The following is an 18,757-nucleotide window of genomic DNA, read 5'->3' as shown; positions in this document are numbered from 1 at the left end:
CCCAAACAAGTTAATAATTTAACTATCTCGTCTTGCCGCGCCTACGCTCGTTTTCCCGTGAAACGCCGCCACCCTGGCAGGATCCCGACGGCGCGGCGCATGCGCGTGCGCGTACATCGCGGCCGACACGTTCGTTCGACCGCCACGATGCGCAGCAGCAGTGTCGTCAGGATGAAGAAGGCGAAGAAATGCGGGAGCGAGCGCGCGATCGATGCGCGCGCAACGATTGCCGGAAGGTCCGCCGGCCGGGCTCGGCCCGGCCACGCGCGGCGGCGGCGAAAGATCGGAAAAGCGGCGGTTCATGCCGAAACGGGTGCGAGCGCAACGACCGGCGAAGGCACCATGCCGGCGAATCGCGCAGGAGCGCGCGTACCGGCCGCAGGACGGCTCGGAAAGGCCGGGAAGTACCGATGCGCACTCAATGACGAACGAGCGGCGCCAGCCGCCCTTTCTGCCCCGATCCATCGTCCTGCGCTGCTCATCCAACCGTACTCCCTCTTCTGCATTGTGCTTGTAGGAGAACTGCCGACCGATTTTCCCGACCGCGCGGTCGGCGAAAGCCAAGTGTAACGGACGCGTTTCGCGCACGCCAACCGGGTAAGCCCGGACGGCCTGCGCATCGCAACGTGCCATCTGCGACCGGATTGCGAGAAAGGAAAAAAACGGTGGACGCGGCGAAGCGCGGAAAAGGCGCGGTGCGAATGCAAGCGCGGAATACGGCAATTGCGCAGGCCGATGCACCATCGGTGGAAATCCGTGCACGCAAATGAAAAAGCGCTGTTGGATTCCGTCCAACAGCGCTTTGGGGTCCGGGCACTTTGTGCCTCGATTGTCTCCTCGTTCTCCACCTGCAAATTCGTTTCGCGGTGCATCAGAACTGAAATGAATCTTAAAGAGGCTTAAGCACCACGGCAACTTAGCATTTACCCCTATGGTGCATCGCCGCACGAAAATGGGGCACCAGCCTGCCGCGCGGCACCGTCTCGAGCCCGCTGCGACGCCGTTCCGGAGCGCGCCGGATGGTGCTTCGCATCAACGTGGCGCGACGCGCGCGACATGCGCTCAGGACGCCCTGAGCGGCTTGATCCGCGCGACCATCTCGCCGACGATGCCGCGGCGGAACGCGAGCACGCACGCGATGAAGATCAGCCCGGTGACGATCGTCGTCGATTCGCCGAGCGAATGGAACCACGCGACGCCCGTCGTCGACGCGAGCCATTCGCCGATGTCGCCCAGCCGGTCTTCCAAAGCGACGATCAGGGCCGCGCCCAGCAACGGCCCGAACAGCGTGCCCATCCCGCCGACGAGCGTCATCAGCACGACGAGGCCCGACATCGTCCAGTGCGCATCGGAGAGCGTCTCGAAGCCGAGCACGAGCACCTTCAGCGAGCCGGCCAGCCCCGCGAGCCCGGCCGACAGGATGAACGCGAGCAGCTTGAAGCGGTCGGTGTCGTAGCCGAGCGAGATCGCGCGCGCCTCGTTCTCCTTGATCGCGACCAGCACCTGCCCGAACGGCGAATGGACGACCCGCACGATGAACGCGCACGCGACGACGACCACCGCCAGCACGACGTAGTACAGCGCGACGTCGTTCGACAGGTCGAGCAGCCCGAACAGGTGGCCGCGCGGCACGCCCTGCAGGCCGTCCTCGCCGTGCGTGAACGGCGCCTGCAGGTAGATGAAGTAGACCATCTGCGCGAACGCGAGCGTGATCATCGCGAAGTAGATGCCCTGCCGGCGGATCGCGAACAACCCGACGACGAGCCCGAGCAGCGTCGCGGCGACGGTGCCGACGAGCACGCCGAGCTCCGGCGTGAAACCGAGCGTCTGCATCGAATAGCCGGTCGCGTAGCCAGCGGTCGCGAGGAACATCGCATGGCCGAACGACAGCAGCCCCGTATAGCCGATCAGCAGGTTGAACGCGGCCGCGAACAGCGCGAACGTGAGCACCTTCATCACGAAGACCGGATACGCGCCGATGAACGGCGCGACGAGCAGTGCGGCGAGCAGCACGCCGTAGAGCACTTTTCTCTGCATCATTTTTCCTTGCCGAAGAGGCCCGCCGGGCGGAACAGCAGCACGATCGCCATGATCACGAACACGACGGTGGCCGACGCTTCGGGATAGAACACGCGCGTGAAACCCTCGATCACGCCGAGCATCAGGCCCGTGACGATCGAGCCGAGGATCGAGCCCATCCCGCCGATCACGACCACCGCGAACACGGTGATGATCATCGGCTGGCCCATCAGCGGCGACACCTGGATCACCGGCGCGGCCAGCACGCCCGCGAACGCGGCGAGCGCGACGCCGAAGCCGTAGGTGAGCGTGATCATCATCGGCACGTTCACGCCGAACGCCTCGACGAGCTTCGGGTTCTCGGTGCCCGCGCGCAGGTACGCGCCCAGGCGCGTCTTCTCGATCACGAACCACGTCGCAAGGCACACCGCGAGCGACGCGACGACGACCCACGCGCGATAGTTCGGCAGGAACATGAAGCCGAGATTGGTCGCGCCGGAAAGCTGCGACGGCACGTCGTACGGCTGGCCGGACGATCCGTAGATCGAGCGGAACACGCCCTCGACGACGAGCGTCAGGCCGAACGTCAGCAGCAGCCCGTACAGGTGATCGAGCTTGTACAGCCAGCGCAGCATCGAGCGCTCGATCGCGATCCCGAACGCGCCGACGACCAGCGGCGCCAGCAAGAGCATCGCCCAGTACGGCAGCCCGAGGTACGTCAGCCCCATCCACGCGAGCATCGCGCCCAGCATGAACAGCGCGCCGTGCGCGAAGTTGATCACGTTGAGCAGCCCGAAGATCACCGCGAGCCCGAGGCTCAGGATCGCGTAGAACGAGCCGTTGACGAGCCCGAGCAGCAACTGGCTCAGCATCGCCGGCAACGGAATGCCAAAGATTTCCATCGAATCTGCCGCCTGTCAGAATGAGGTTCGTTGCGCGCGCAACCGTCAGGCGCAGCGCGCGCATGCGGCGCACGGCAGGTGCGTGCCCGGCGCACCGCCCGGCCCGCCGCCGTGGCACGCATCAGGCCGCGCGCCACGGCGCGGCGCTTACTTCCACATCGCGCAGCGCGTTTCCTGCTTGGTCGTGAACGCCTGTTCGCCCGGAATCGTCGCGAGCACCTTGTAGTAGTCCCACGGCTCCTTCGATTCGGACGGCTTCTTCACCTCCATCAGGTACATGTCGTGGATCATGCTGCCGTCCGCACGGATGTAGCCCTTCGCGTAGAAGTCGTTGACCTTCGCCTTCTTCAGCTCGGCCATCACCTTGTCGGAGTCGGTCGTGCCGGCAGCCTGCACGGCCTTCAGGTAGGTCGTCACCGACGAATAGTCGGCCGCCTGCAAGCTCGACGGCATCTTCTTCATCTTGCCGAAGTAGCGCTGCGCCCACTGGCGCGATGCCGCATCGCGGTTCCAGTACCAGCTGTCGGTCAGCACGAGGCCCTGCGTCGTCTCGAGGCCGAGGCTGTGCACGTCGTTGATGAACATCAGCAGCGCGGCGAGCTTCATCGTCTTCGTGATGCCGAATTCCTTCGCGGCCTTGATCGCGTTGATCGTGTCGCCGCCCGCGTTCGCGAGGCCGAGGATCTGCGCCTTCGACGACTGCGCCTGCAGCAGGAACGACGAGAAGTCCGACGCCGACAGCGGGTGCCGCACGTAGCCGAGCACCTGGCCGCCGTTCGCCTTCACGACATCCGACGTGTTCTTCTCGAGCGCCTTGCCGAACGCGTAGTCGGCGGTCAGGAAGAACCACGACTTGCCGCCCTGCTTCACCACCGCCGAACCGGTGCCCTTCGCGAGCGCCATCGTGTCGTACGCGTAGTGGACCGTGTACGGCGTGCACTGCTCGTTGGTCAGCGTGTCGGCGCCCGCGCCGATGTTGATGTAGACCTTCTTCTTCTCGGCCGCGACCTGGTTCATCGACAGCGCGGTGGCCGAGTTCGTGCCGCCGACCAGCAGGTCGAGCCCGCCGCGGTCCATCCATTCACGCGCCTTCGATGCGGCGATGTCGGCCTTGTTCTGGTGATCGGCATAGACGACCTCGATCGGCTTGCCGAGCACCTTGCCGCCGAAGTCGGCGACCGCCATGCGGATTGCCTCGAGGCCGCCCTGCCCGTCGATGTCCGCGTAAAGCCCCGACATGTCGGTGATGAAGCCGATCTTCACGGTATCCGCGGCATGCGCGGCGCCGGCGGTGAGTGCGGCGGTCGCGAGCGCGAGACAGGCGTGTGCGAGGGTCTTCATTTTCATTGACGTCTCCTGTTGTTCTGATGCGTTGTGGTTATTCGAGGGCCGCCACGGCTAGCGGCAAGGGAAACGGGGCGGCGTCACACCCCGAGCAGGTCGTGCAGCGTCGGCATCTTGCTTTCCAGTTCGGCCGCACGGAAATGCTCGACGATGCGGCCGTGCTCCATCACGTAGAAGCGGTCGGCAAGCGGCGCGGCGAAACGGAAATTCTGTTCGACCATCACGATCGTGTAGCCGCGCGCCTTCAACGCGACGATCATCCGCGCAAGCGCCTGCACGATCACCGGCGCGAGGCCTTCGGAAATCTCGTCGAGCAGCAGCAGGTTCGCGCCGGTGCGCAGGATCCGCGCGACCGCGAGCATCTGCTGCTCGCCGCCGGACAGCCGCGTGCCCTGGCTCTGCCGGCGCGACGCGAGGTTCGGGAACATCGCGTAGATCTCGTCGAGCGACATCGCATGCTCGCGCGACCCGATCGGCGGCGGCAGCATCAGGTTCTCCTCGCACGACAGGCTCGAGAAGATTCCACGCTCCTCCGGGCAGTAGCCGATGCCGAAATGCGCGATGCGGTGCGTCGCGAGACCGATCGTCTCGCTGCCCGCGACCTTGATCGACCCGCTGCGGCGCCCCGTGAGGCCCATGATCGCGCGCAGCGTCGTCGTGCGGCCCGCGCCGTTGCGGCCGAGCAGCGTGACGACCTCGCCGCGATGCACCGTCAGGTCGACACCGTGCAATATGTGGGATTCCCCGTACCAGGCCTCCAGGCCCGTGATCTCCAGCGCGGGCGTACCGCTCTCGACGCCGCTCAATTCGCGTTCCTCCCGTTCGCTGTGCTTCATGCGTGCGCCCCCGCGAGCGCCGCATCGGCGCTGCCCATGTAGGCCTCGATGACGAGCGGATTCTTCGACACTTCCGCATACGAGCCTTCGGCCAGCACCTCGCCGCGTTGCAGGACGGTGATCGTGTCGGAGATGCCCGCGATCACGTTCATGTTGTGCTCGACCATCAGGATCGTGCGGCCGCTCGCGACCTTCTTGATCAGCGCGGTCACCCGGTCGACGTCCTCGTGGCCCATCCCCTGCGTGGGCTCGTCGAGCAGCATCAGTTCGGGTTCCATCGCGAGCGTCGTCGCGATCTCGAGCGCACGCTTGCGGCCGTACGCGAGTTCGACGGTCGGCACGTGCGCGAAATCGGTGAGGCCGACCTGCGTGAGGAGATCCATCGCGCGATCGTCGAGCCGCTTCAGCGTGCGTTCGCTGCGCCAGAAGTGGAATTCGGTGCCGAGCGCGCGCTGCAGGCCGATGCGCACGTTCTGCAGCGCGGTCAGGTGCGGGAACACGGCCGAGATCTGGAACGAGCGGATGATGCCGCGCCGTGCCACCTGCGCAGGCCGCTCGTCGGTGATGTCGATCCCGTTGAAGACGATCTGGCCGGCCGTCGGTGTCAGGAACTTGGTGAGGAGGTTGAAGCAGGTCGTCTTGCCCGCGCCGTTCGGCCCGATCAGCGCATGAATCGCGCCGCGCCGCACACGCAGGTTGACGCCGTTCACGGCGGTGAAACCCCTGAATTCCTTCGTCAGTCCGCGTGTTTCCAGAATCGTGTCGCCGAGAATCATGTTCCCTTCCGTACGAAGTCAGGCGAAGCACCGGGAAGCGTGGCGCAAGCGGCCGCGAACAGGTCAGCGGATCAGCCGGCTGCCCCCGGGCGCCGTGGTACGCCTCGAGGGTGGTCTCCCGCGCCGACGCGTATGCACATTGCGCAACATTGTCGCGCCGTTGGTGCAGTGCAATCATCGGGATTTGCACTTATAGGGCTGGCCGCGATGCGCGCATGCGGCCATGCACGGTTTTTCGCCACGCTTTTTTGACACGTGCATCATCGGCAGTTGACCGCCCGCACGGCGCGGCACGCGTGCAATCAAACAAGCAGCGCGGCTCGCATGGATCTTGCCGTTCGAACCGCCGCAACCGGCATGGCCGCTGCAACGGCACGGCAGCTTGTTTCGCATATCGAATCAGCAGGCGCCCGCATGACGGCCCGCTGTCGCGCGTGTCAGCGTTCCGTCACGCGGCCGTCACGGTGGCCTCCGTTCGCACCGGCGTCGCGTCGCGCGCCGCGCGGCGATCGGCACGAATCATGTCGCTCGCACGCTCGGCGATCATCAGCGTCGGCGAATTGGTGTTGCCCGACGTAATGAACGGCATCACCGATGCATCGACGATCCGCAGCCCCGCGATGCCGCGCACGCGCAGCCGGCTGTCGACCACCGCGCGCTCATCGTCGGCACGCCCCATCCGGCAGGTGCCCACCGGATGGAAGATCGTCGTGCCGACGGCGCCGGCCGCTTCGATCAGTTCTGCCTCGGTCCGATACCGTGTGCCCGGCAGGATTTCCTCGGGACGATAGCGCGCAAGCGCCGGCGCAGACGCGATCCGGCGCGTGAGGCGCAGCGCGTTGGCGGCGACATGGCGATCGTGGTCGGTCGACAGATAGTTCGGCGCGATCGCGGGCGCGATGCCCGGATCGGCGCTCGTGACATGCACGCTACCGCGCGACGTCGGCCGCAGATGGCAGACGGACGCCGTGAACGCGTTGAAGCTGTGCAGCGGCTCGCCGAAGCGCTCGAGCGACAGCGGCTGCACGTGGTATTCGAGATCGGGGCGCGTGAGCGCGGGATCTTCGGGATCGGATTTCGCGAACGCGCCGAGCTGCGACGGCGCCATCGACATCGGCCCGCGCTGCAGCAACGCGTATTCCGCGCCGATCATCAGCTTGCCCCACCAGTGCGCGGACAGCGTGTTGAGCGTGCGCACGCCTTCGACGCGAAACGCCATCCGCAATTGCAGGTGATCCTGCAGGTTTTCGCCGACGCCCGGCAGATCCTGCACGACGTCGATGCCGAGCGCCTGCAGCCGCCGGCCGCAGCCGATACCCGACAGTTCGAGCAGTTGCGGCGAATTCACGGCGCCGGACGTCAGCAGCACTTCCGCACGCGCCCGCGCGACATAATCGGTGCCGCCGCCGTGATACTCGACGCCGACCGCGCGCCGCCCTTCGAAGATCACGCGCTGCGCCTGCGCGCCGGTGATCACGGTCAGGTTCGGGCGCGCCATCGCAGGCCGCAGGAACGCCTTCGACGTATTCCAGCGCACGCCGCGCTTCTGGTTCACCTCGAAATAGCCGACCCCGGAATTGTCGCCGCGGTTGAAATCGTCGGTCGCAGGGATGCCCGTCTGCTGCGCTGCCTGCGCGAACGATTCGAGGATCTCCCAGCGCAGCCGCTGCTTCTCGACGCGCCAGTAGCCGCCCGCGCCGTGCGCGTCGCTCGCGCCCGCATGGTGATCCTCGCTGCGCTTGAAGATCGGCAGCACGCTGTCCCACGACCAGCCCGCATCGCCGGTTTCCTGCGCCCAGCTGTCGTAATCCTCGCGCTGGCCGCGCATGTAGATCATCCCGTTGATCGACGAGCAGCCGCCGAGCACGCGGCCGCGCGGATACGACAGCGCGCGGCCGTTGAGCGCCGCTTCGGGCTGCGTCTTGTACAGCCAGTCGGTGCGCGGGTTGCCGATGCAATACAGATATCCGACCGGGATATGGATCCAGTGATAGTCGTCCTTGCCACCCGCTTCGAGCAGCAGCACGTGGATGTCGGGATCCTCGGTCAGGCGGTTCGCGAGCACGCAACCCGCGGTGCCCGCGCCGACGATCACGTAGTCGAATTCGCCTTCGAGCGTGCGTTGAGTAGTCACTGCTTGTCTCCTGTCGATCAGAGTAAGCGCTTTAGCGCTTACTCTGATCCCATGGCGTGGCTGGATGGAGTTGGCGCTTCAGCGCTTACTCCATCCCCACGGCGGTCGACCAGCGTTAGTGCTTTAGCACTTACGCTGCTCCCACGCAAAGTTCGTTGTTGTGCGCCGCGCGAGTGCTTTAGCGCTTACTCGGGTCCCATGGTGTGACTGGGTGGAGTCAGTGCTTCAGCGCTTACGCTGGTCCCATGCAATCTCGTTGTTTTATCCCGCGCGCTGCGATGCCGCGCATCATTTCCAGCATAGTGCGTCACGGCGGGTGTCTGCAGCAGCGCCCGCCTGCCCGGCCATACTCCACGCCAGGTGCCGCCGGAACGCGCCGGGCGACGCGACCGATGAAGCGTACTCCGGCTGCCGGCCGCCGATCCAATGAGTTATGCTGAACTGCGTTATAAGCAGCGCTCATATCACGACGATGGATCTCACCCTGCTCCGCGCGTTTGCGACGGTCGCGCGCGAAGGCAATCTGACGCGCGCCGCCGCGCAACTGCACCTGACGCAGCCGGCCGTCAGCCTGCAGATCAAGCATCTGCAGGAAACGCTCGGCGTCACGCTGTTCACGCGCACGTCGCGCGGGCTCGCGCTCACGCGCGACGGCCAGACGCTGCTGCCGCACGCGGAACGCGCGCTCGCCGCGGCCGCCGACGTGCAGCGCGCCGCTGCTGCGCTGCGGCACGAGGTGCGCGGCCGGCTGCGGATCGGCACGATCCTCGATCCGGGCTTCCTGCGGCTCGGCGGTTTCCTGCGCGCGCTGGTCGAGACCCATCCGCAGATCGAAACCGCGCTGCGGCACGGGATGTCGGGCTGGGTGATCGAACAGGTGCGCGCACAGGCGCTCGACGTCGGCTACTACATCGGCCGGCCGGGCGAGGACGATCAGCTCGACGGTGCCCTGTTCCACACCGTCACGCTCACGCATTTCCAGTACCGCGTGCTCGCGCCGGCCGGCTGGAAGGAGCGCGTGCAGCGCGCGCACGACTGGCGCGCGCTCGCCGCGCTACCGTGGATCTGGACGCCGCCGGCGTCCGCGCATCACCGGCTGCTGTCGCGGCGCTTTGCGGAAGCCGGCGCGCAGCCCGTGAAGGTCGCCGAGGTCGACCAGGAGCAGTCGATGCTCGACCTCGTCAAATCGGGCATCGGGTTGACGCTCGCGCGCGACTCGACCGCGCTGGCCGAAGCGCACGCGCACGCGCTGACGATCGTCGAACGCGTGACGGTGCCGACCGAACTGACGTTCGTGACGCTCGCCGAGCGGCGCGACGAGCCGGCGATCGCGGCCGCGCTGCGGCTGATCGAAGCCCAGTGGGCGATATGAGCGATGCTGATGAAGGCGCGGCCGCCACACGCCGGGTGCCGGCGTCGCGCGCAACACGCGTCATCTCGCCGCCCCCTGCCCGTCGTCACGCCGCCGTCCCCGCCTTTTTGCTAGATTGTGCGTTCGCACACCGCGAGACCCCGATTGAAGGAGACCCGCATGGCCCGCAACATCGAGATCAAAGCCCGCGCCCGCGAATTCGACCAGCTACGCGAACGCGCGGCGACGCTCGCGGCCGAAGCGCCGCTGTTCTACCGCCAGCAGGATTTCTTCTATGACGTGCCGCGCGGCCGGCTGAAGCTGCGCCGCTTCGAGGACGGCACGCCGGCCGAACTGATCTTCTACCAGCGCGACGACCGCGACGGCCCGAAGGCGTCGTACTACACGCGCAGCCCCGTGACGAATCCCGACGCGATGCACGCGCTGCTCGCGACCGCGCTGACCACGCGCGGGATCGTGACGAAGGAACGGCACGTGTACCTCGCGGGTCGCACGCGCATCCACCTCGACCGCGTCGACGGCCTCGGCGACTTCATCGAACTGGAAGTCGTGCTCGGCCCCGACGACGACGAAGCCGGCGGCGAAGCCGAAGCGCACGACGTGTTCACGAAGCTCGGCGTGTCGCAGGACGATCTCGTCGCGGTCGCGTACGTCGACCTGCTGAACGCCGACACGCCGCACGAAGCGGCCTGATCCGGCCCCGCCGGCGACGGTGCGGCACGCGCCGCCTGGGGCCGGTTCCCGCTAAGCAGGCTTGCTCTGGCCGCCGCGTCACGCGGCGCCGGGCGCCAGGTGCGCGAGCGGCAGCGCACCGTTGCGCTTGAAGGTCGTCAGCACGATGTTCGAGCGCACGCTGTCGACGCCCGGCACACGCATCAGCTTCTTCATCACGAACTGCGACAGCGCGTTCAGGTCGGGCGCGACGATGCGTAGCAGGTAGTCGGCATCGCCCACCACCGCATGGCATTCGAGCACTTCCGGCAGCACGTCGATCTGCTGCTGGAACTGCTCGATGATCGAATCGCCGTGGTGCTTGAGCTTCAGGCTCGTGAACGCGGTGACGCCGAGCCCGAGCTTTTCGGGCCGCAGCATCACGCGGTAGCCTTCGATCACGCCGGCCGCCTCGAGCCGCTGCAGCCGCCTGCCGATCTGCGATGGCGACAGCGGCACCTCCTCGCCGAGCTGCTGATGCGTCGCGCGACCGAAGCGCTGCAGCACGTCCAGCAGCGCGAGATCGAAGTGATCGAGTTCCAGCATGAGCATTCTCCGCATTGATTCGCAATTTGATGCGAGATTATCGCATCATCAGGCAAATCAACGCCAACTTTGCGCCCATTCCGCGCGCAGGCCGCTCTACACTTGCATGGTTCCCAACCACAGCGTGCAGAGCCTGATCATGTCCACCGTCGTCACCGCGAAACTGCAGGAGCAGTTCGACGCGGGCCTCGAAACCCGCGCAGATTTCACCATCGACCAGTCGCTCGAACGTTACGGCCAGGTCGACCATGCGGTGTGGAAGCAGCTCTATGCACGCCAGTCGGCGCTGCTGCGCGGGCGCGCCTGCGACGCGTTCGTCGCGGGGCTCGGCAAGATCGACCTGCCGGCCGATCGCGTACCGTCGTTCGCGGACGTGAACCGCCAGTTGAAGCCCGCGACGGGCTGGGAAATCGTCGCCGTGCCGGGCCTCGTGCCGGACCGCGTATTCTTCGGGCATCTCGCGAACCGGCGTTTTCCGGTCACCTGGTGGATGCGCCGTCCCGACCAGCTCGACTACCTGCAGGAACCCGACTGCTTCCACGACCTCTTCGGCCATGTGCCGCTGCTGATCGACCCGGTGTTCGCCGACTACATGCAGGCGTACGGCCGCACCGCGCTCGCGGTCGCCGACGACGAAGCGGCGCTTGCGCGGCTCGCTCGCCTCTACTGGTATACAGTTGAATTCGGGCTGATCCGCGACCCGCGCGGCACGAACGGGCTGTCGATCTACGGCGCCGGGATCGTGTCGAGCAAGGGCGAGAGCCTGTACAGCCTCGAAAGCGCGGCGCCGAACCGGCTCGGCTTCGACCTCGAACGCGTGATGCGCACGAAATACCGGATCGACACGTTCCAGAAGACCTACTTCGTGATCGACGATTTCGCGCAGCTGTTCGCGCTCGCCGACGTCGACGGCCGCGCGCTGGCCGACCGGCTCGCGGCGCTGCCCGAATTCGCGGCTGGCGCGGTGCTCGATACCGACCGCGTGTTGCATCGCGGCACGGGCGAAGGCTGGCCTGACGACGCCGACGCGTAACGCGCCAGCGTGCGCCGGATGCCGGCCAACCCGTCGCCGGATGGCCGTCCCACAACTATGAAACAATGACCGGTGCCGGCTGCGCCGCGCGGCGCAGCCGCGCACGAGCGCCGTTACCGAACGAGAGGTGCAAGATGATCCACAAGCTCACATCAGAAGAACGCAAGACCCGGCTCGAAGGCCTGCCGCTCTGGACGGCCGTGCCGGGCCGCGACGCGATCCAGCGCAGCCTGCGCTTCGCCGATTTCAACGAAGCGTTCGGCTTCATGACGCGCGTCGCGATCAAGGCGCAGGAAATGAACCACCATCCTGAATGGTTCAACGTGTACAACCGCGTCGACGTCACGCTGTCGACCCACGACGCCGACGGCCTGACCGAACGCGACATCGAACTCGCGCTGTTCGTCGACCGCGCCGGCGCGCACGCGCAACCGGCCGCCTGAGCCCTTCTTCTGCCGCCGCGCGTCTTTCGGCGCGCGGGCGTCAACTTTTCATTTCGCTGAACGTTTTCTAGGATGTAGTCAGCGAAAGCCTTCAGCTTTCCAAGCCATCCTTAAGCCGCACGTAAGTCTCGTATGCTTTCCGCGCCTTGGGGTCCAAACCTTCCAGTTGCAGCGCGCTTTCGCGCTGTACAATCAGCAGCGCATACGGCTTGGAGAGCGCGCTGGCCTCTTCGCAGAGTTTGAGTTCGTCGCCGCTCGACGGCGAGCGGGCGCGCCAGAAATTGATCGCGGCTTCAAGGTCGTTGATCGAAATATCGGACATGATTGGATTTAATCGTTCGCTGGCCGCCATGCTTGATGTCACGCGATGCGGCGCCCCTGTGGAAACGGCTTCGTGCTGTCCGCGTGCCTGAACCGCCAACCCATTGTACTTGAGCGAACTTCATGCGACTCCTTCTGATCGAAGACGACCGCCCCATCGCACGCGGTATCCAGAGCAGCCTCGAGCAGGCTGGCTTCACCGTCGACATGGTGCATGACGGCATTTTTGCCGAACAGGCGCTGGCACAAAACCGCCACGAACTCGTGATCCTCGACCTCGGCCTGCCGGGCATCGACGGAATGACGCTGCTCACGCGCTTCCGCCAGACCAACCGCCATACGCCCGTGATCGTGCTGACCGCACGCGACGAGCTGAACGACCGGATCCAGGGCCTGAACTCGGGCGCCGACGACTACATGCTCAAGCCGTTCGAACCGGCCGAGCTCGAAGCGCGCATCCGCGCGGTGATGCGCCGCAGCGGCCCGCACAGCGACATGCCGCGTCCGGAAGTGTCGCTCGGCGGCGTCCGCCTGTCGGGCGTCGACCGCCGCATCTTCAACGACGACAAACCGCTCGAACTGTCGCCGCGCGAGTTCGCGGTGCTCGAGATGCTGCTGCTGCGTCACGGCCGCGTCGTCAGCAAGGCCCAGTTGCAGGATCACCTCACGCACTTCGGCGGCGATCTCGGCGACACCGCGATCGAAGTCTATGTGCACCGCGTGCGCAAGAAACTCGAGCAGTGCCGCGTCGAAATCGTCACGGTGCGCGGTTTCGGCTACCTGCTGCAGGAAATCCGCCAGACAGCGAGCGTCTGAGCGGCCAAGCGCCGGCCGGCCGCGTGCCGCCGGCGTGTGCGCCCTGCTCCGCGTCGCCGCCCGGCGCACGACCGCGCCGCTCCCCGTGAGCGGCGCTTATCCATTTGCCCGTCGAAATGTCTCCTGATCCGGCTGTGACCACCAGCCTGCGCCGCTCGCTGCTCCGGCGCCTCGCCGCACCGCTGTCGATGCTCGCGCTGATGAGCGGCCTGATTGCCTACTGGCTCGCGTGGCAATACACGCAGCACGTGATCGACCGCTCGCTCGCCGATCTCGCGACCGCCATCTCGAAACAGATCCAGATCGCCGGCCCTGACGCGCCGTTCACGGTGCCGCCGCTCGCGCAGGCGATGTTTTCCGATCCCGCCGAAGCGCTGATCTACCGGATCAGCGACGGCGAACAGGAACTCGCCGGCGATCCGAAGCTGCCGCTGCGGGGCATCAACGTGCGCCGCATGCATCACGCGTACGTGTTCGAGGCCGAGTACGACAACCGCGCGGTGCGCGTCGCGCAGGTGCGCGTCGACAATGTCGAAGGCGGCAAGCCGATGGTCGTCGAAGTCGCGCAGCCGGTGCGGCATCGCTACCGGATCGCGGCCGAATTCCTCGTCGCGATCATGATGCCGCTGCTGCTGCTGCTGCTCGCGGGCTGGGGCATCGTGTGGCGTGTCGTGAACCAGCAGCTCGGCCCGCTCACGCATCTCGCCGATTCGCTGAACCGGCAGACCCACACGTCGCTGGAACCGGTCGACGAAACCGAGGTACCGCTGGAGATCCGGCCGCTGACGAGCGCGATGAACGCGCTGCTCGGCCGCCTGAAGACCGCGCTCGACGCGCAGCGCAAGTTCATCGCCGATGCCGCGCACCAGTTGCGCACGCCGCTCACGGCCGTGAAGCTGCATGCGGAGCAGGCAGCCGTCGCGCGCGACCCGCACCAGACCTTCGCCGCGGTGCGCGAGCTGCGTGCGGCCGCCGACCGCGCGGTGCGGCTGTCGAACCAGTTGCTGTCGCTCGCGCGCGCGGAGCCGGGCGAACAAGCCGCGCGGTTCGTCGACGTCGACCTCGCGGCGATGGCGTTCGAAACGGGTGCCGAGTGGGTGCCGCGTGCGCTCGCGTCGCATGTCGACCTCGGCTTCCAGCGCAGCGACGACCCCGGCGACGACGAGAAGCTGATTGTGCGCGGCAACCCCGTGCTGCTGCGCGAGGTGATCGCGAACCTGCTCGACAATGCGCTGAAATACGTGCCGCTCGCGCGGCCGGACGGTGCGCGGATCACGGTGAACGTCGCGCGCAGTGCGCTCGAAGACGGCCAGCCGGCCGCCGAGATCGTCGTCGAGGACAACGGCCCGGGCGTGCCCGCTAACCAGCAGGCCGACCTGTTCAAGCGCTTCTTCCGCGGCGACGCACAAAGCGGCAACGGCGTCGAGACGGGGGCCGGGCTCGGCCTCGCGATCGTGCACGACATCATCGCGATGCATGGCGGCACCGTGTCGTACGAGGATGCATCGGAAGGCGGTTCGCGCTTCGTGGTGCGGGTGCCGCTCGCCCAGCGCACGGAGAAACCGGCCAGCGAAACGCCGGCCGCCGCGTCGGCGCATTGAGCGACCATCGGGCGATTCGCGTCGGGCGAGCGTTGACCGGACCGCCCGACGGATAAGGAAACGGGAAGGACTGCTGAAGCGGCAGCGCACGATGCGCGGCCGCCTGCGTCACTTCCTGTTTTTCTTGTCCTTCGCGCTGGACTCGGACTTGCCGTCCTTCTTGTCCTTCTTCTTTTTCTTCTTCTCGCCGTCGTCCGACGTCGCGAGCAGCGTGCCGCGGCACGAAGCCGCGCCGCAATGGCATGCGTATTCGCGCTTGAGCTTCTTCGTCAGCTTCGCGTCGATCACGAGGCCGTAGTCGTAGAACAGCTCCTCTTCCGGCCCGATGTCGCGCAGCGCGTGGATATACACGCGGCCCTTGACCTCCTCCGCTTCGCAGTTCGGCGCGCACGAATGGTTGATCCAGCGCGCGCTGTTGCCGTCGACCTTGCCGTCGATCACGCCGCCTTCGTCCAGTGCGAAGTAGAACGTATGGTTCGGCTCGCTCGGATCGTGCGGATGGCGACGCAGCGCTTCCTTCCACGAAATTCGCTCGCCCTTGTATTCCACTACGCGTTCGCCGGCCCTGATCGGCGCCACCGCGAACACGCCCTTGCCGTGTACTCCCGAGCGGCGCACCGCGATCCTGCGTGAACTCATCGAACGAATCCTTGTGAAGACGAATGAATGGAAGACGGCCGCGATCGCGGCCCGGCGCGCGCCAAACGAAAACGCGGCACCGGTCGGTGCCGCGTCGGGGCATGCGGCGAATCACCCGCATCCTACACGTTCGATATTGCTTCGTTCAACATCGCGCGCAATATTGCGCGCTTGACGCTTCAACGCTGGCCGAACGCGATGTCGCCGAACAACGCCTTGTGCTCGCGCGGCTGCGAGCGCCAGTACTGCGGCGGCGCCGTCACCTGCGCGCCGAGCTCGGCCGCCGCATGCCACGGCCAGCGCGGGTCGTACAGCATCGCGCGCGCCATCGCGACGAAATCGGCATCGCCGGCCTCGATGAGCCGGTTCGCATGCGCGGGCTCGTTGATCAGGCCGACCGCCATCGTCGGCATCCCGACCGCGCGCTTCACGGCCTGCGCGAACGGCACCTGGTAGCCGGGCGCCAGCGGAATCTTCTGCAGCGGCGACACGCCGCCGGACGACACGTCGATCCAGTCGCAGCCGCGGCGCTTCAGTTCGTGCGCGAACGCGATCGTGTCGTCGAGCTCCCAGCCGCCTTCGACCCAGTCGGTCGCGGACACGCGCACGCCGACCGGCCGATCCTCCGGAAACGCCGCGCGCACGATCTCGAAGATCTCGAGCGGAAAACGCATCCGGTTTTCGCGCGAGCCGCCGTATTCGTCGGTGCGCCGGTTCGCGAGCGGCGACAGGAACTGGTGCAGCAGGTAGCCGTGCGCGGCATGCACTTCGATCGCGTCGATGCCGAGCCGCGCGGCGCGCTTCGCGGCCGCCGCGAACGCATCGCGGATCCGGTTCAGGCCTGCGGCATCGAGCGCGAGCGGCGGCGTCTCGCCTTCCTTGTGCGGTACGGCCGACGGCCCATGCGGCAGCCAGCCGCCGTCGGCGACGGACACGAGCTGACCGCCCTGCCAGGGCACGTCGCTCGACGCCTTGCGCCCCGCATGCGACAACTGCATCGCGATGCGGACCGGCGAATGCTTGCGGATCGCGGCCAGCACGGGCTTCAGCGCGGCTTCGGTCACATCGTCCCAAAGGCCGAGGTCGCCGTGCGTGATGCGCCCGTCGGGCTCCACCGCAGTCGCCTCGATGCAGAGCAGGCCCGCGCCCGACAGCGCGAGATGGCCGAGGTGAATCATGTGCCAGTCGGTCGCTTCGCCGCGTTCGGCCGAATACTGGCACATCGGGGAGATCACGATCCGGTTAGGAAGGGTCACGCCGCGCAGCGTGAACGGGGAAAACAGCGCAGTCATGGAGGCCGCTCGCCTGGAAAGGGAAAGAGCGGACGAGCGTAGCACGCGGGCTTGAAGCGTGCAGATGGCGCGGTCGGCAGTAAGCGGATGGTCAGGTACGGCCGGCAGCAGGTTGCCGGCGCGGCGGGAAACGCGTTGCATGCAGCGATGCGCCGGCCTGCAACGGATGCGGGCCGGGCCAGGGATTCGCGGCGAACGGCGCCGCCCGTGGCGTCAGAGCCCGATGCTGTCGAGCCACTCCGCGAACATGCGCCGCGCGGCCGTCTCGAGCGCGGGGCCGTGCTGCGCGGTATCGGCGCGCAACTGACGGGCGTCGATACCCGGCGTCGCCGCGATTTCGCCGGCGTTCCCGATCAGCCACGGTTCGAAGCGGTCGGTGCGGATTTCCGGATGGCACTGCAGCGCCAGCACGTGCTGCCCCCATGCGAATGCCTGGTGGCGGCAGGCCGGTGTCGATGCGAGATGGATCGCGCCGCCCGGCAGGTCGAACGTATCGCCGTGCCAGTGCAGCATCGATGTCGCCGCGCCATCGAGATGGCGCAGCGGCGACGCGCGACCGGCATCGGTGAGCGTCAGCGGCGCCCAGCCGAGTTCGTGCTGTGCAGCCGGATAAACGCGCGCGCCGAGCGCACGGGCGATGAACTGCGCGCCGAGGCAGATACCGAGGATCGGCAGCCCCGCGTCGATGCGCTGGCGCACGAGCGCCGCGAGCGGCGCGATCGTCGGATACTGCGCATCGTCGTACACGCTGAGCGGCCCGCCGAGCACGACGAACAGCGACGGCTGGAGCACGTCGAGCACCTCGAACCGCGACGACCCGACGTCTACATAGCGCACCCGCCGGCCCCGTTCGCCGAGCACCTGCTCGAAGCTCCCGAGATCCTCGAAATGCACATGGCGGATCGCCACGACTTCAGCGTTCATCATCGGCCTCCCGGTCGATCGACGGACGTCAGCCTGCGAAAATCTTCCAGGTCTTCTTCTGCGTCGCCGCGTCGGCTTCTTCCTGCACCGAGCAGTCGAGACGCAGGTCGCTGTCGGACATCGAGATGTCGAGCGCCGCGCAGTAATGCACGGTCTTCTTCGACAGCTTGCCCGGCTGGAAGTGGGCGCACGTCACGCACATGCGCTGCGGCGGCGTCGCGCCGGCCACCTGCAGCTCGCGCAGCGTCTTCAGCAGCGCGCGATACAGTGCGCCCTGCTCGTCCGCGCCGAGCTTGCCGACCGCTTTCGTCAGGAATTCAGGCCATTGCAGCGCCTTCTTCGCGGCCGTACGGCCACGGGCCGACAGGCGCACGGCCAGTGCGCGGCCGTCGTCCAGCGCACGGCGCTTCTCGACGAGCCCCTTCGTCTCGAGCGTGCTGACCGCATCGCTCGTGGTCGCCGCGGTGAGCTGCGTCTCGCGCGCGATCTCGCCGAGCCGCATCGGACCCTTGCGCTGCAGCAGCAGCACGAGAATTTCGCCCTGCGTCGGCGTCAGGCCCGCGCCTTCCGCCCAATCCCATGCCTGGCTTCGCATGGCCGTACTCAACCGCAGCAGGCTGTGGGTGACACGTCCCGAAGCCTGGTTCCCGTAAACGCCTTCGCTCATAGTCTTTTCGCTTTGCCGCCGCCCGGAATGCCGAGCGGCCGTAGTGTGGAGATCGAATGTCCATCTCAAAACAGACGCGCTCTTGCGAGTGCGTCAGCACGGCCGTCGCGAGGCACACGCGGCGGTCGCATTCGCGGCGACCGGTGAGACACGCGTCGTTCCGGTGTCCGCAAAGCCGACATTCTAAGCGAGAGCGGAAAATCGCACAGCTAAGTTATCCCCTGCATTCTGTGGAAAATCACTGGATAACTGAATTTTTTCGTTGTGCCTGCAATGCCGCGCACCGCGAAACGGGCTGCGCCGGCATTTTCCTGTTCGGATCGGCCATCGGGCGAATGGCATTGATCCACCGGGTTATCCCGCCCGCAGATCGTTGACTTT

The 18,757-nt window shown here is 66.8% G+C and carries 19 protein-coding genes; 6 read left to right on the top strand and 13 right to left on the bottom strand.

What is annotated here, in order from left to right:
- Positions 1-18: 18 nt before the first annotated feature.
- The 7 genes from BT264_RS39365 to BT264_RS27650 form a co-directional block, all read right to left on the bottom strand.
- Positions 19-744, bottom strand: coding sequence for a hypothetical protein (locus BT264_RS39365; protein ID WP_218173356.1), 726 nt, complete (start codon positions 742-744; stop codon positions 19-21).
- 318 nt (positions 745-1,062) lie between these two features.
- The gene (locus BT264_RS27675) at positions 1,063-2,037 is read right to left on the bottom strand and encodes a branched-chain amino acid ABC transporter permease (protein ID WP_072442717.1); all 975 of its coding nucleotides are present in this window, start codon (positions 2,035-2,037) and stop codon (positions 1,063-1,065) included.
- Positions 2,037-2,921, bottom strand: coding sequence for a branched-chain amino acid ABC transporter permease (locus tag BT264_RS27670; protein ID WP_072442653.1), 885 nt, complete (start codon positions 2,919-2,921; stop codon positions 2,037-2,039). The genes BT264_RS27675 and BT264_RS27670 overlap by 1 nt, the downstream gene beginning before the upstream one ends.
- Before the next feature lie 147 nt (positions 2,922-3,068).
- On the bottom strand, positions 3,069-4,268 hold the full coding sequence (locus BT264_RS27665) for an ABC transporter substrate-binding protein (RefSeq protein ID WP_072442651.1): 1,200 nt from the start codon (positions 4,266-4,268) through the stop codon (positions 3,069-3,071).
- 77 nt (positions 4,269-4,345) lie between these two features.
- Positions 4,346-5,101: an ABC transporter ATP-binding protein gene (locus BT264_RS27660; protein ID WP_072442649.1), complete on the bottom strand. Its 756-nt coding sequence runs from the start codon at positions 5,099-5,101 to the stop codon at positions 4,346-4,348.
- Positions 5,098-5,877 (bottom strand): ABC transporter ATP-binding protein, encoded by a 780-nt coding sequence (locus BT264_RS27655; protein ID WP_006477266.1) that lies wholly within the window; start codon positions 5,875-5,877, stop codon positions 5,098-5,100. Before BT264_RS27655 ends, BT264_RS27660 begins: the two co-directional genes overlap by 4 nt.
- A 448-nt stretch (positions 5,878-6,325) precedes the next feature.
- Positions 6,326-8,011, bottom strand: coding sequence for a GMC family oxidoreductase (locus BT264_RS27650; RefSeq protein WP_072442647.1), 1,686 nt, complete (start codon positions 8,009-8,011; stop codon positions 6,326-6,328).
- A gap of 472 nt (positions 8,012-8,483) precedes the next feature.
- Between BT264_RS27650 and BT264_RS27645 the strand changes: the two genes are divergently transcribed.
- Complete coding sequence (locus BT264_RS27645) at positions 8,484-9,383, top strand: LysR family transcriptional regulator (RefSeq protein WP_072442645.1); 900 nt, start codon at positions 8,484-8,486, stop codon at positions 9,381-9,383.
- Positions 9,384-9,542: 159 nt separating this feature from the next.
- Positions 9,543-10,076 carry a class IV adenylate cyclase gene (locus tag BT264_RS27640; protein ID WP_072442643.1) on the top strand — a complete coding sequence of 178 codons (534 nt, stop codon included), beginning with the start codon at positions 9,543-9,545 and terminating at the stop codon, positions 10,074-10,076.
- A 78-nt stretch (positions 10,077-10,154) separates the two neighbouring features.
- Here the strand turns inward: BT264_RS27640 and BT264_RS27635 are convergent, their stop codons facing one another.
- The gene (locus BT264_RS27635; RefSeq protein WP_006408082.1) at positions 10,155-10,640 is read right to left on the bottom strand and encodes an Lrp/AsnC family transcriptional regulator; all 486 of its coding nucleotides are present in this window, start codon (positions 10,638-10,640) and stop codon (positions 10,155-10,157) included.
- 106 nt (positions 10,641-10,746) lie between these two features.
- Between BT264_RS27635 and phhA the strand changes: the two genes are divergently transcribed.
- The gene (gene phhA, locus BT264_RS27630) at positions 10,747-11,673 is read left to right on the top strand and encodes a phenylalanine 4-monooxygenase (RefSeq protein ID WP_177318412.1); all 927 of its coding nucleotides are present in this window, start codon (positions 10,747-10,749) and stop codon (positions 11,671-11,673) included.
- Between the two features lie 65 nt (positions 11,674-11,738).
- Positions 11,739-12,116 carry a 4a-hydroxytetrahydrobiopterin dehydratase gene (locus BT264_RS27625; RefSeq protein ID WP_256260716.1) on the top strand — a complete coding sequence of 126 codons (378 nt, stop codon included), beginning with the start codon at positions 11,739-11,741 and terminating at the stop codon, positions 12,114-12,116.
- Between the two features lie 91 nt (positions 12,117-12,207).
- Here the strand turns inward: BT264_RS27625 and BT264_RS27620 are convergent, their stop codons facing one another.
- The gene (locus BT264_RS27620; protein ID WP_034183818.1) at positions 12,208-12,438 is read right to left on the bottom strand and encodes a DUF3717 domain-containing protein; all 231 of its coding nucleotides are present in this window, start codon (positions 12,436-12,438) and stop codon (positions 12,208-12,210) included.
- A gap of 122 nt (positions 12,439-12,560) precedes the next feature.
- On the opposite strand from BT264_RS27620, the gene BT264_RS27615 reads away from it, so the two are divergent.
- Together BT264_RS27615 and BT264_RS27610 are read left to right on the top strand one after the other, a co-directional pair.
- Positions 12,561-13,253 carry a response regulator gene (locus BT264_RS27615; RefSeq protein ID WP_006401494.1) on the top strand — a complete coding sequence of 231 codons (693 nt, stop codon included), beginning with the start codon at positions 12,561-12,563 and terminating at the stop codon, positions 13,251-13,253.
- Between the two features lie 116 nt (positions 13,254-13,369).
- A complete protein-coding gene (locus BT264_RS27610; protein ID WP_072442637.1) occupies positions 13,370-14,854 on the top strand; it encodes a sensor histidine kinase in 1,485 nt (494 codons plus the stop codon).
- A 108-nt stretch (positions 14,855-14,962) separates the two neighbouring features.
- Here the strand turns inward: BT264_RS27610 and BT264_RS27605 are convergent, their stop codons facing one another.
- The 4 genes from BT264_RS27605 to BT264_RS27590 all read right to left on the bottom strand — a co-directional run bounded on the left by BT264_RS27605 (position 14,963) and on the right by BT264_RS27590 (position 18,376).
- Positions 14,963-15,493 carry an SET domain-containing protein gene (locus BT264_RS27605; protein ID WP_072442636.1) on the bottom strand — a complete coding sequence of 177 codons (531 nt, stop codon included), beginning with the start codon at positions 15,491-15,493 and terminating at the stop codon, positions 14,963-14,965.
- Between the two features lie 179 nt (positions 15,494-15,672).
- Positions 15,673-16,785 carry an NADH:flavin oxidoreductase/NADH oxidase gene (locus tag BT264_RS27600; RefSeq protein WP_072442634.1) on the bottom strand — a complete coding sequence of 371 codons (1,113 nt, stop codon included), beginning with the start codon at positions 16,783-16,785 and terminating at the stop codon, positions 15,673-15,675.
- A gap of 213 nt (positions 16,786-16,998) precedes the next feature.
- Positions 16,999-17,709: a glutamine amidotransferase gene (locus BT264_RS27595; RefSeq protein ID WP_072442715.1), complete on the bottom strand. Its 711-nt coding sequence runs from the start codon at positions 17,707-17,709 to the stop codon at positions 16,999-17,001.
- 28 nt (positions 17,710-17,737) lie between these two features.
- The gene (locus tag BT264_RS27590; RefSeq protein WP_072442632.1) at positions 17,738-18,376 is read right to left on the bottom strand and encodes a MarR family winged helix-turn-helix transcriptional regulator; all 639 of its coding nucleotides are present in this window, start codon (positions 18,374-18,376) and stop codon (positions 17,738-17,740) included.
- Between the last annotated feature and the right edge of the window lie 381 nt (positions 18,377-18,757).

Source organism: Burkholderia sp. NFPP32 (genome assembly GCF_900119325.1).
Classification (GTDB): Bacteria; Pseudomonadota; Gammaproteobacteria; order Burkholderiales; family Burkholderiaceae; genus Burkholderia; species Burkholderia pyrrocinia_C.
This window is presented reverse-complemented; position numbering and strand designations above follow the sequence as displayed.